At 42.1% G+C, this 12,950-nt stretch carries 14 protein-coding genes; 12 read left to right on the forward strand and 2 right to left on the reverse strand.

Annotated features, from left to right (window positions below):
- Window positions 1-8: 8 nt before the first annotated feature.
- Window positions 9-242, forward strand: coding sequence for a hypothetical protein (locus tag RG47T_RS24930; RefSeq protein ID WP_074492907.1), 234 nt, complete (start codon window positions 9-11; stop codon window positions 240-242).
- A gap of 89 nt (window positions 243-331) precedes the next feature.
- Window positions 332-550, forward strand: a complete 219-nt coding sequence (locus RG47T_RS24935) for a hypothetical protein (protein WP_074492910.1) — start codon at window positions 332-334, stop codon at window positions 548-550.
- 135 nt (window positions 551-685) lie between these two features.
- Here the strand turns inward: RG47T_RS24935 and RG47T_RS27135 are convergent, their stop codons facing one another.
- Window positions 686-769: a twin-arginine translocation signal domain-containing protein gene (locus tag RG47T_RS27135; protein ID WP_083627520.1), complete on the reverse strand. Its 84-nt coding sequence runs from the start codon at window positions 767-769 to the stop codon at window positions 686-688.
- Between the two features lie 179 nt (window positions 770-948).
- Between RG47T_RS27135 and RG47T_RS24940 the strand changes: the two genes are divergently transcribed.
- The 10 genes from RG47T_RS24940 to RG47T_RS24985 all read left to right on the forward strand — a co-directional run bounded on the left by RG47T_RS24940 (window position 949) and on the right by RG47T_RS24985 (window position 12,160).
- Window positions 949-1,806: a helix-turn-helix domain-containing protein gene (locus RG47T_RS24940; protein WP_074492912.1), complete on the forward strand. Its 858-nt coding sequence runs from the start codon at window positions 949-951 to the stop codon at window positions 1,804-1,806.
- Window positions 1,807-1,870: 64 nt separating this feature from the next.
- A complete protein-coding gene (locus RG47T_RS24945; protein ID WP_074492916.1) occupies window positions 1,871-2,860 on the forward strand; it encodes an aldo/keto reductase in 990 nt (329 codons plus the stop codon).
- 162 nt (window positions 2,861-3,022) lie between these two features.
- Window positions 3,023-4,135, forward strand: coding sequence for a Gfo/Idh/MocA family protein (locus tag RG47T_RS24950; RefSeq protein ID WP_074492918.1), 1,113 nt, complete (start codon window positions 3,023-3,025; stop codon window positions 4,133-4,135).
- A gap of 43 nt (window positions 4,136-4,178) precedes the next feature.
- Window positions 4,179-6,023, forward strand: coding sequence for a M61 family metallopeptidase (locus RG47T_RS24955; protein ID WP_083627521.1), 1,845 nt, complete (start codon window positions 4,179-4,181; stop codon window positions 6,021-6,023).
- Window positions 6,024-6,424: 401 nt separating this feature from the next.
- On the forward strand, window positions 6,425-6,613 hold the full coding sequence (locus RG47T_RS24960; RefSeq protein WP_074492923.1) for a DUF3606 domain-containing protein: 189 nt from the start codon (window positions 6,425-6,427) through the stop codon (window positions 6,611-6,613).
- A 32-nt stretch (window positions 6,614-6,645) separates the two neighbouring features.
- Window positions 6,646-8,280, forward strand: a complete 1,635-nt coding sequence (locus tag RG47T_RS24965) for a glycerol-3-phosphate dehydrogenase/oxidase (protein ID WP_074493761.1) — start codon at window positions 6,646-6,648, stop codon at window positions 8,278-8,280.
- A gap of 35 nt (window positions 8,281-8,315) precedes the next feature.
- Window positions 8,316-9,821 carry a glycerol kinase GlpK gene (gene glpK / locus RG47T_RS24970; protein WP_074492925.1) on the forward strand — a complete coding sequence of 502 codons (1,506 nt, stop codon included), beginning with the start codon at window positions 8,316-8,318 and terminating at the stop codon, window positions 9,819-9,821.
- 31 nt (window positions 9,822-9,852) lie between these two features.
- On the forward strand, window positions 9,853-10,584 hold the full coding sequence (locus tag RG47T_RS24975) for an MIP/aquaporin family protein (RefSeq protein WP_074492927.1): 732 nt from the start codon (window positions 9,853-9,855) through the stop codon (window positions 10,582-10,584).
- A 33-nt stretch (window positions 10,585-10,617) separates the two neighbouring features.
- Complete coding sequence (locus RG47T_RS24980) at window positions 10,618-11,397, forward strand: hypothetical protein (protein WP_074492929.1); 780 nt, start codon at window positions 10,618-10,620, stop codon at window positions 11,395-11,397.
- A gap of 34 nt (window positions 11,398-11,431) precedes the next feature.
- Window positions 11,432-12,160: an alpha/beta fold hydrolase gene (locus RG47T_RS24985; protein WP_074493763.1), complete on the forward strand. Its 729-nt coding sequence runs from the start codon at window positions 11,432-11,434 to the stop codon at window positions 12,158-12,160.
- A 315-nt stretch (window positions 12,161-12,475) separates the two neighbouring features.
- Here the strand turns inward: RG47T_RS24985 and RG47T_RS24990 are convergent, their stop codons facing one another.
- On the reverse strand, window positions 12,476-12,841 hold the full coding sequence (locus tag RG47T_RS24990) for a response regulator (RefSeq protein WP_074492931.1): 366 nt from the start codon (window positions 12,839-12,841) through the stop codon (window positions 12,476-12,478).
- Window positions 12,842-12,950: the final 109 nt, after the last annotated feature.

A 12,950-nucleotide genomic window follows, 5' to 3' on the forward strand; every position in this document is an offset into this window, starting at 1 on the left:
TTGAAATCATGAAAACGATCATTCATCTTATTTTTACTTTCTTTATTTCTACCGTATGCCTGCTATCGGCATTGGGCAATCGCCATGGCTGGATCTTATACCTGGTCACACTTGTAGCTTGGAGATGGTTCTTTTGGGCATTATATAAAAGGCTGAAAAGGAAGGATGAAAGAGCCGCTCAGGAGGAACTTTTTCAGGAATACATGCGTTCTAAGATCCGCAGGGACCAAAATTACAGATAAATCACGGCCGAGTAGCCTTGGCCCGGCACGCTGGTATTTCACGAGGGAACTTATATAATCGTCAACTCACCACATCATTAACTTATACTATGGAAAAACTGAATACTGTATTGGAGAAACATGGTGCCGAGTGGAAAATCATCATGTTCCTTAAAGCTAACGTAGACAACTATCATGAAATAACAATGGCGGAATTTATTGATTCCTACAGCGTCAGGACCATGCTGAGATGGCGCAAGTTTGGTTATAAATCTATATCCAAACTTGCCGAAGTATTCGACAAGGAAGATTTTTCATTGCACTATTAACACTCACTTTATATGAAATGGTACGTCCGTTTATAGTTAATAATCAGTTGAATGCCCGGCAAATGATGCCGGGCATTGCTTTTATACCCTTCCCTGATATATTCTCATTATTATGATTTTGAAACTATAAATCACTTAACCAATCATGATCGCACCACCTCCTGCTATAGTTGCGGCACGTAAAAACCTTCGTCTTGACCAATCTTGCTGTAAATCCATTTTATTTTGATGTTAACTCTTATACAATAATAAAAATAGTATCGGGACACAGATTATGAAAAATAATCTAATCGACCATCAGTCGGTTTCTACCGATGTAAGACATAAAATGTATTATGGTATTTGCATTGCTAAGCGGGCAGAATCTCCAATCAAAACTTATTTGTTATGTTTACTTTATGCAAGAGATCGACCCACTGCGCAATTTTCCTCAACAAAATAGCAAACTCTCTATTCGCATCATTTCGCCTTCATTCGGACACCTCCCTCCGGAGATCTCGGACAAATTCGGTCTCACCCAACGCAAAACGTATTACTTTTTTTTATTTATGATAGATGGCCTCACCCGCCATGGCGTGGATCTGGAGCAATTCGAGATCAGTGATAATGAACTTCTTTTCGTGCTTCCGCATCAAATACACGATCTGCCAACTTCAAAACATGGGAACGATTACTACAAACTCGGTTTTGATGAAGATTGTCTTTCCCGTTTACCAAAACAATACCTTTTTCTTACCAATCCTTTCAACACACAAAAAATTGCCTTTAGCTTGCCAGCTGCGAAAAGATTAAAATCAATCTTTGAAATATTACTTGATCTTTTAAGCACACCAGAAACTGATCCTGAACTCATCCTTGCACACCTCCATAGCCTTTTAACAGAGATCAACACGGCTTATTTTTCTGCTGATAAAAGCCCCGCAGATGATAAACTTTCTAAATACATCGGTTTCAAGCTTTTCGTTGAAGACAAGTTAACCGATCAACTTACCATAAATGGCATCGCTGAAAACCTCGCGCTGAATACCAATAGCTTGTATTCCATTGTTAAACATTACTCAGGCCTTTCCCCTAAAGAATTCATTACCAAACGGCTCATACTGGAAGCAAAACGCAGAATCTACTATTCGGAAAGCTCCATAAAGGAACTGGCCTTTGGCCTTGGCTTTAACGATCCCGAATACTTTTCCCGCCTATTTAAAAAATCAACCGGTAAAACGATAAACACGTTTATTCAGGATTTGTCAGGGAACTAATGCGTTTTGTCCGGCTCTTTCCCCGATGTTCTCCTGACCTTTGTTCGGAATAAAACATCGAATTATGAAAAGGATACTTGGGAAAAACGGACCACTGGTTTCACCGGTGGGTTTAGGGTGCATGGGCATGTCAGGTGCTTACGGCAAATCAGATGATACCACATCTATCGAAACTATAGAAAAAGCACTGGAGCTCGGCCATAACTTTTTAGATACGGCTGATTATTATCTTGCGGGACACAATGAGGGGTTAATTGGCCAGGCTATCAAGGGCAAACGGGAAAAAGCATTCCTGTCGGTAAAAACCGGCCAGCTTGTCGCAGCTGGAACTAATGGAGCGATGGGCCCCGGATCGGTGACCGGACGGCCGGAATTTATACAGAATGCGGTATTTTACAGCCTTCGGCGCCTTCAAACAGATTACATTGATCTTTATACACCGGCAAGGGTAGACCCTAATTTACCCATCGAAGAAACCGTAGGTGCGTTAGCCGACCTTGTACAAAAAGGTGTGATACGCTACATCGGCTTATCTGAAGCATCTGCGGAATCTATTCGAAAGGCAGCTACTGTTCATCCGATCACGGCATTACAAATCGAATACTCCCTTTGGAGCCGCGACATAGAAAAGGAAGTCCTTCCAACCATTCGTGAATTGGGTATTGGCCTGGTTGCTTATGCGCCATTAAGCCGTGGCTTTTTAAGCGGAGAATTTAAAACACCCGAAGACCTCAAAGACAGCCGGGTTAACATGCCCCGTTATCAAGGCGAAAACTTCTATAAGAATTTAGAACTTGTAGAGAAGATCAAGTCATTGGCTGAAAAAAAAGGCTGTACTGCCTCGCAGTTGGCCATCGCCTGGGTACTTGCACAGGGCGATGACATCATTACGATACCAGGTACCAAGCGGATCAAATACCTAAAGGAAAATATCGCAACCGAGGAAGTGAATTTGACTAAGGACGACTTGCATAGTATCGAAGCGATCATGCCCGCAGGAATAGTTTCAGGTACAAGGTATCCGGAAAGATTTTTAAATGCTTTGAATAGATAATGGTAATCAATCGTTAAGTGAAACCTAAACGCTGCTTAGCAGTTGTTAAGTAAAGCTTCAGTATAACTTAACACGTTATAAGCATATCCAAACCGAGATTGCCGGGGGCCAATTGGTCTGTAAAGTAATTGAACCACCCCTTGGGGTATAAATTACATCAACATGAAAAAAGAGAAGATCGGTGTAGGCATCATTGGTGCAGGAGAAGGAAGCTGGGCCGTCAATGGGCATATACCTGCGCTCAAAAAATTAGTTCAAGAATTTGAACTTGTTGCCGTAAGTACTTCAAATATAAAGTCAGCTGAGGCTACAGCTAAAAAGTTTGACATACCCAATGCTTTTGATAATGAATTTGATCTCATCAATCATCCTAAAGTACAGCTTGTGGTGGTCGCGGTTAAAGTTCCAGCGCATGATCATCTGGTAAGAACAGCCCTTGAAACGGGTAAAATGGTTTTTTGTGAATGGCCGCTGGGAAACGGGACGGCGGAAGCCAAAGCACTCACTGCCATAGCGGAAGAAAAAGGTATCAGGACATTTGCCGGATTACAGGCCCACGCGCTACCCGAGTTGAAATACTTAAAAAGTATAATTGCTGAGGGAAAGATAGGAAAGGTCTTATCATCAACAGTCACTGGTACAGGCCCAAACTGGGGTACCAGTCTGCCAAATGAATCCTTTGCTTACCTCCTTGATCCTAAAACAGGGGCGAATATGATGACGATACCGTTTGCGCAGACAGTTGACGGCCTCGAATTTGTGTTAGGCAACTTCAAAGAAATATCAGCCCTTTTAGCTACAAGAAACAAATCAGTCCACATAGAAGATAGTAATCGCGAGGTACCGATGCTTGTCCATGACCAGATCATGTTAAATGGAACCCTCAAAGATGGCACGGTTTGTTCTATCCATTACCGCGGGGGTACCTCACCCGGCGATAACCTTTATTGGGCAATAAAAGGAACCAAAGGCGAAATAGTGATCACTTCACCGATCGGTCATTTGCAGTTTGGAAAAGTAGCCCTACAAGCGTCATTTGACGGAGAACCGTTAAACACATTGGAAATCCCCGCCAGCTACCATCCTAAAGACGGAGGAGCTCCCGGCGTTGACGCTGATCTTTCAAGGGCTGTATATTATGGTTATCAGGAAATTGCTGCCGACATTGCAGATGGGACGTGTTTTTTTCCCTCTTTCAGCTACGCAGTAAAACGGCATGAGTTTTTGGATAAATTAGTCGAATCGGCAGATTCCGGCTGTCGGAAGACTTTATAGTAATTATCCCTGCTTTATTACAGGCAGCGTAAAAATCTAATACATGAAAAATTCGATTACCAATATCCTCAAGTATTCATTTATATCATTAGTGTTTATTTGCAGTATTTCAACGCCGCTTTTTGCTCAACAGAAAACAAAGATGGTTTATACGGTTTCCGTACCAGACCCGTCAAGCCATCTCTATCATGTGAAATTAAATTATAGCCAGTTAAATAAGGCGACACTAAGATTTCGTATGTGCGCCTGGACACCGGGATTTTATGAAATTGCAGATTTTGGCGGGGCGGTATCAAATTTCACGGCAACGGACAGAACCGGAAAGCCACTTTGGTGGAAAAAAGGTACTGACAGTACCTGGAGCGTGCAAGCTAATGGGCGATCTGATGTGATTTTGAACTATGATGTTAAAGCTGACAATCCTTTTATCGCTAACGCCAACCTCGACGAAAACTACGGTTATTTTGTACCGGGAGCAATTTTCATGTACCTGGATGATAGACTGAAGCTACCTTTGACCGTCGAGATCAAACCGTATAAAAACTGGCCGCGATTAGTGGCGACAGGACTTGATCCGCTACCGGGTAGGGTAAATACTTTCCTGGTTAAAAATTTCGACGTTTTATACGACAGCCCGTTTTTAATGGGTAAGCTGGAACAGTTTCCGGCATCGGCAGTTAAAGGAAAAAGGTTAGCATTCATCGGTTACCAAATGGGGCATTTTGACCGCAAATTGTTTATGGATAATCTTACCAAAATTGCGGAGAGCGGAAGTGCAATAATAGGTGACGTTCCGTACAATCATTATTCCTTTTTAGGGGTGGGCATGCCTATTCATGGTTTCGGCGGGATCGAGCATCTGAACTCTGCTTCCCTGATCATGGCTAATGATAGCGCAGTACTTACACAACCTAAAATCAAAGAAAGTATGTACGCTTTTTTAGCGCATGAGTATTTTCACCTTTACAATGTTAAGCGAATACGACCAATTGCGTTAGGTCCATTTGATTATACCAAAGAGAATTATACCAATATGCTTTGGGTATCGGAAGGATTTACGGATTACTATGAATACCTGATCTTACGGCGGGCCGGTTTAATGACCCCGGAACGTGTGCTGGCTAATTACCAGGAACATATACAGAATTACGAAAATTCGTCGGGCCACTTATATCAAACTTTGATCCAGTCAAGCCGGGGGATTTGGGCAATGAGGGGCAAACCAACAGAACGTACACCTGAAGAAGTTGCTAAAACCATATCTGTTTATGATAAGGGGTGTGTAATGGGTATGATGCTTGATCTGAAGATCCGCCATGAAACGCAAAATAAAAAATCACTCGACGATGTAATGCGCGCTTTATATAAAAAATACTATCAGCTAAAAAATCGAGGATTTACCGACCTGGAGTTTCAGCAGGAATGCGAAATCGTTGCAGGTTCACCGCTTAAAGAACTTTTTAGCTATTCGACTACGGTAGCAGTGGTAAATTATCCTAAATATTTGTCCTATGCGGGTTTGTCAATTGATACGGTTACCAAAGCATTGCCGAGCCTGACCATGGGTGCGGAAGTGGGTTATCATTCTGCAGACACCAGTTGGGTGGTGAGAAGTATAACCTGGCCATCCTCCGCTTTTAATGCGGGAATTAAAGCCAGAGATAAAATCATAGAGGTCAATGGGATGAGGGCCAGCCAGTCCTATTTTAAAAGTTTAATGACGGACAAAAGACCAGGTGACCAATTGCAATTAAAAGTATTAAGGGATAAAAAAATCAATATTGTCAGTGTTATACTGAGCACAAAATATGAAAAGAGTTTTAGTATTACGCCGATAGATCATCCTGACGCTTTGCAAATAGCTATTTATAATAATTGGTTACGGTAGAATGAATTATCACTTCGCTGATTAATTATTTGGCAAGCAGATATTAAAGACAAATAACATCTGACTGTCATGTAAACGATTATATTGCCATTTGAAGAATAATTCGAAACATTCCGGACATGTAAGAGTTGACCCAGTATCGACTTTAAGAAAAAGGGCCGAATTTTTAATTCAGATACTTATTAAACTGCGTTAGCAGGCAAGCCGATGGAAAATAATTCAAGTCACTTCGATAAGGGGAACTCATCACGATATTACACCCCATTCAACACCTGTTGTTCACCAAGCTTTTATCAATTTCAGCACATCGCTGATTGGTAATTCAGTACCTATTCTGCAAGTTTTCTAAAAAATAAGTCACGTTGCTAATTACCTAAAATTTAGGTTTAATCTTTTGCTGTATGGACGAATTGATGAAAGGAAAATATAGAAACATACTGACCATTAATCTCAATAAAGATAATGAGGTTCAGGACTGGTCTCAAAAATGGCTGGTTACAGCCGAACAAATCAGGGAAGCTCAACAAAAAGCGAATCACAATTCAATTGCAAGTATTCATGAAGCATTAACACAATTGGGTTATTTATAGCTGTTACTTCCTTAAATACAAATAACATGAACATGGTCGAACAAATCAGCAGTGCGGATAAACGAGACACTTCGAATGCCCTTTTTAATCGGGTTAAGATCACGGAAGGCTTAGCAGATCCTGAAAAACTATGGGATGTCATTATTATAGGCGGAGGTGCAACAGGATTAGGCACGGCGCTGGATGCTGCCTCAAGGGGGTATCAAACATTACTTTTAGAGCAGATAGATTTTGCTAAAGGTACTTCCAGCAGAAGCACCAAGCTGGCTCATGGCGGCGTTAGGTATCTCGCCCAGGGAGACATTAGTTTAGTGATAGAAGCCTTACATGAGCGTGGACTGATGCTCAAAAACGCGGCGCACCTTGTAAAAAACGAAACTTTCATCATTCCTAATTACGAGTGGTGGAGCGGCCTTTATTACACCATAGGGTTAAGCCTATATGATTTATTGGCAGGCAAGCTTGGTTTTGGCCGTGCAAAACATCTATCCAAAAAGACAGTAATTAAGCGGATACCTACCATTCAGCAAAAGGGTCTTTATGGAGGCGTTTCTTATCATGACGGGCAATTCGACGATTCGCGGCTCGCCATCAATATTGCGCAAACCGCCATAGAACAGGGCGCGACAGTGCTAAACTATTTTAAAGTAACCGGCTTGGTAAAAGATGCACGCGGTAAAATTAACGGCGTGATAACAACAGATGCAGAAACCGGAAAAATATATGCTGTTAAAGGTAAAACAGTAATTAATGCCACGGGCGTCTTCGCGGATGAAATCCTGCAAATGGATCAGCCGGGTGAAAAAGCGATGCTAAGGCCGAGCCAGGGAATTCATTTAGTGGTAGATAAAGCTTTTATGCCTGGGGAAGACGCGCTGATGATACCCAAAACATCAGATGGACGTGTGCTGTTCGTTGTGCCCTGGCATGATCGTTTGGTGATCGGTACCACAGATACGCCGCTCAAAGAACATAGCCTGGAGCCAAAAGCATTGGCGGAAGAAGTTGACTTTATTATCCGCACCGCAAATCAATACCTGATTAAAGCACCAGAGCATAAAGATGTGCTGAGCATGTTTGCCGGCTTGCGACCCCTGGCTGCCCCGCAGGATGGCTCTGATAAAACGAAAGAAATTTCCAGGAGCCATAAGATCATCGTTGCAGACTCGGGTTTAATAACCATTACAGGTGGCAAGTGGACAACCTACCGAAAAATGGCCGAAGATACCGTGAATAAAGCAATTGTTGTCGGTAAACTGACAAAGCAACCTGTAAAAACAAAAAGTCTACTCATACATGGCAGTACGCCCAATGTAGATCGTAAGAATCATTTGTATGTATATGGTACGGATCGTGATGCGGTACTTGCTTTGTGTAAAGAAAACAAAGACTGGGCACAGAAACTTGACCCGCGTGCTGAATTTATAGGTGCAGAAGTCATCTGGGCCGTCCGAAACGAAATGGCAAGAACATTGGAAGATATTTTAGCCAGAAGAGTAAGAATTCTTTTTCTAAATGCCCGCCTGGCCTATGACGTAGCTCCTAAAGTTGCCGCACTCATCGCATCGGAACTTAATCACGGAGCAGATTGGGAATTAAAACAGGTGACAGCTTTTAGAGCGCTTGCAAAAACCTACCTACTGGTTCCCTATCCCGGCAAGGTATAATACTAACGCTTCACAAACTTTTAATCAGTAAAATTATGGAAGATTACATTTTGGCCCTGGATCAGGGTACTACCAGTTCGCGCGCGATTATTTTTGATCGCAAAGGCAAAATAAAGGCCATAGCTCAAAAAGAATTTAAACAGATCTTTCCAAAATCAGGATGGGTAGAACATGACGCTAACGAGATATGGTCATCCCAGGCCAGTGTTGCTGCTGAAGCAACTGTAAAATTAGGGATCAACGGAACCAATATAAAAGCAATAGGAATATCCAACCAGCGCGAAACAACTATCGTTTGGGACAGGAAGACCAGTGAGCCAATATATAACGCTATTGTTTGGCAGGATCGCCGTACGGCAGATTATTGCGAAGAACTCAAAAAGGCTGGCCATGAAGATAAAATACGAGCCAAAACCGGATTGGTTATCGATCCTTATTTCTCGGGTACTAAAATTAAATGGATTCTGGACAATGTGGAAGGGGCCAGAGCTAGAGCAGAAGCCGGCGAACTGGCTTTCGGCACAGTGGACAGTTGGTTAGTATGGAAGTTTACCCGCGGTAAGGTGCATATTACCGACATCACCAACGCCAGCCGATCCATGCTTTTTGATATTGTAAAACAGGAATGGGATCAGGAACTGCTGGATCTGATCGGTATACCCAAAAGCATGTTGCCGGAGGTCAAACAGTCCAGCGAAATTTACGGTGAAACGGCCACAACCATTTTCGCGTCAAAGGTTCCCATTGCGGGTATTGCAGGCGACCAATCGGCGGCGCTGTTCGGGCAAATGTGTATTGATAAAGCGATGGTTAAAAATACCTACGGAACAGGATGCTTTATGCTGATGAATATCGGTGACCAATTCATTGAATCAAAGAATAATCTGCTTACCACAGTTGCCTGGAAAATTGACGGCAAAATACAGTATGCCTTTGAGGGTAGTATTTTTATAGCTGGCGCGGTAGTGCAATGGTTGCGTGATGGTTTGGGCGTAATCAAGAAATCGGCAGATGTTGAAAAACTGGCACTAAGCGTGGAAAATACAGGCGGCGTATATTTTGTTCCTGCATTTGCAGGATTGGGCGCTCCGTACTGGAACCCCAATGTGCGCGGAACCATGATTGGGCTCAGCCGTGGCACAACAGATGCGCATATTGCCCGCGCGGCTCTGGAAGCCATTGGTTATCAAACCATGGATGTGCTTAAAGCTATGGAAGCGGACTCAGGTATGGAAATCAAAGAACTTAGGGTTGATGGCGGTGCTACAGCGAATAATTTACTGATGCAGTTTCAATCGGATTTATTGAATTGTAAAGTAATCAGACCAGAAGTGGTAGAAACAACCGCCTTAGGCGCGGCTTACCTGGCGGGACTGGCCGTAGGTTACTGGAAAGATATTGCCGAAATACAGCAATTATGGAAAGTCGAAAAAGAGTTTACCCCCGATGCTGATGAAGCTATGATACAACAGGGAATAGCAGGCTGGAAAAAAGCAATTCATGCGGCTCAAGCAGCAGAAGATGTACTGGCAGATAAATAATTTATAATCAATTCACTTAATTTCCAAGCTTATGACTCCTTTTATGGCCGAATTTCTCGGCACTATGTTGATGATACTATTAGGCGATGGCGTGGTTGCCAATGTTTTATTAAATGATACCAAAGGCAATAACAGCGGCTGGATGGTGATCTGTACCGCCTGGGGCTTCGCCGTATTTGTTGGTGTTGTTGTGGCTGGCCCTTACAGCGGGGCTCACTTTAACCCGGCAATCACCATTGGGTTGGCTATAGCCGGTAAATTTCCCTGGGTGAATGTGCTGCCGTACATATGTGCGCAAATGCTGGGAGCGGCTACAGGTGCCTTCCTGGTTTGGATCATGTACTTTGATCATTTTAAGCGTACTAAAGATTCGGCAAGTATTTTAGCGGTATTCGCTACAGGGCCCGCCATTCGAAATTATAAAGTGAATTTGACCAGCGAGGTTATTGGCGCTTTTGTGCTTTTGTTAACTATATTTTATACAACCGGCGGTGAAATTACAGCTACTAAAACACCTATAGGCTTAGGTTCTGTAGGAGCATTACCTGTAGCTATACTAGTTGTGGTGATCGGGCTTTCTTTAGGTGGTACAACAGGCTATGCGATCAATCCATGCCGCGACCTTGGCCCGCGCATTATGCACGCCATTTTACCGATACCAAACAAAGGTTCCAGTGACTGGGCCTATTCCTGGGTACCAGTTTTAGGGCCCGTTATAGGAACCGTTCTCGCAGCACTACTGTTTTTACAATTACACCCATAGTCCTAATATTCACGCTTATTTAAATGAAGTACCATGAAAACATTAGTAAAAATAGGATTAACGGCCATGTCCGGAGTTATAGGACTTTGCCTTAACGTAAAGGCACAAGAATTAGCGAAGAAAACCGATACCGATGTGGTAAAAAAAGATATACCGTTTGATATCAATTTGCAGCTGCGCAGCAACTACATCTGGCGGGGATTTAAAGTCTCGGATGCGCCCATAACCGATGTAGACATCCATTATGATTTTACCAAGTCAAAGAGCCTATCGGTTGGCGTATGGGGTGGTACCAGTTTTACCGGCGATTATAAGGAGTTTGACTATTATGTAAGTTACACCAAACCCACGTATAGTTTTTCCATTTGGGATGTCAATAACTTCAGCAATTTTCCAAACGCAGATATCTTTAACTATAATCCATCCAGTACTTCTCATTTTATTGATGTTAGAGCGGGTTATAAGTTTGGTAATTCTTTTCCATTAAGCATAGATTGGGCAACGATTATTTTGGGTCGCGATACACATCCTACCGATAATGGAAATGTTGCTAATAGTTATTCCAACTACGTTGAACTGGGTTACCGGTTCTGGAAGTTTGAAACAACCGAGCTCCACGTATTTGTAGCAGGTGGGTTCGCTTTTGGAAGGCAGGCTAATTTTTACGGGTCAAAGCCCAATATTGTCAACACCGGAGTAACGCTGAATAAAGATTTGATTGTTTTTAAATATCATATCCCAATGGCAGCTACGGCGATGTTAAATCCAGAAAAAAAATATGGTGCACTATCGTTGGTGTTTAATGTGTTTTAGGAAATTATTCACTGTACTATTCATAGACAACCTCATGGAAATGAACAACATATATGTGCTGGTACACGGCGCATGGCAGGGAAGTTCGTCCTGGCAATTTGTTAAAAAAGCCCTCGAAAATGAAAATCAAGAAGTAATTACCATCACATTGCCCGGACATGACACTGTTGACTGGAATCAAGACGCGCTGAGTATGGATATATACCGTGACGCTGTTATTGAAAAGATCAACCTTATTGATGGAGCCGTAATCTTAGTAGGTCATTGTCTGGGTGGAATGGTAATTTCTGCAGTTGCAGAATGTATTCCAAAAAAAATTGAAAAGTTGATTTTTATTAGTGCCTTTCTACCGGCTGACGGGCAATCTCTATTAGCGCTATCATCCTGGTATGAAGAATCTCCGGTGAATTCCAGTTTAAATACTGCCTGGGATTGCCCGGCATTAGGAATTGAGAAGACGCTATTGATGGACGTTTTTTGTCCGGATGCACTTCAGCATACACAACTTTATTTTGATGACTATCAAATTGAACCTACCGCGCCATTGAGCAATCCGGTGAGGCTAACCTCTAAAAGCTTTGGCACCATCTCTAAATTTTACATTCATTGTTTGAAAGATAAAGCCATTGCCCTATGTGCGCAAAATCAAATGGCAAAAGCTGCCGGTGTAAAAAGCACCTTTTGTATTAATAGTGGTCATACACCTCAATTATCTATGCCATATGTACTGGCAGGTATTTTACAAGGTATTTCTTATTTGTAATCAAAATGGATCAAAATTTTTATGATCAACTTACATAAATGTATATGACGGTTTTATGGGTTATCAAAGCAAATTCAGGTCAGACAGATGATACTTTTAGCCTCATAGAGCTAACCATGCTATCTGGTTTAGGCCGGCCTCCTCATTTACATCAAGGTGTGGAAGAAATCTTTTGCATAAAAAGGTGAGCTTAGCCTATGGATAGAAGGAAACGTTTTGAAGCTACCTACTCCCGAAAAATTGCCTCAAAAAGGGAAATACGAACTGTACGTACACATCTCCTATTGCCGAAATTGTTTAATTGGAATACATGGATCACTCCGCCAATTGTTTTTCTATCCTTTCAAGCAAATAATCAATATCAAAAGGCTTTGCGACAAAATCATTCGGCGCACCTGGCTGGTGAAGCGATGCAACGAGATCATGTGTCCCTGAAATCAGAATAACGGGTACGGAACTGGTCAAATGGTTTTCCTTAATGTTTCTGCTAATTGAGCGGCCATCCATGCCGGCCAGCATTACATCCATTAATACCAAATCTGGTTGAAAGTCATTAAGATGGTCAAACACATTATCCCCACATGTCAAGGTACGAATGTCATAACCGGCTTCTACTAATATTAAAGAAAGAATCTCCAAAATATCCGGATCATCGTCGAGGACTAAAATTTTCTTACTCATAAACCAGATACATACAAAGACTGCAATGCAATAGGTCTATTACCATGCCAGTATTAATATAATAAAAATTAAAAATTAATTATAAATTTTTAATGAAGATTCTACATTA

Source organism: Mucilaginibacter polytrichastri, from assembly GCF_001911425.1.
GTDB classification, from domain to species: domain Bacteria; phylum Bacteroidota; class Bacteroidia; order Sphingobacteriales; family Sphingobacteriaceae; genus Mucilaginibacter; species Mucilaginibacter polytrichastri.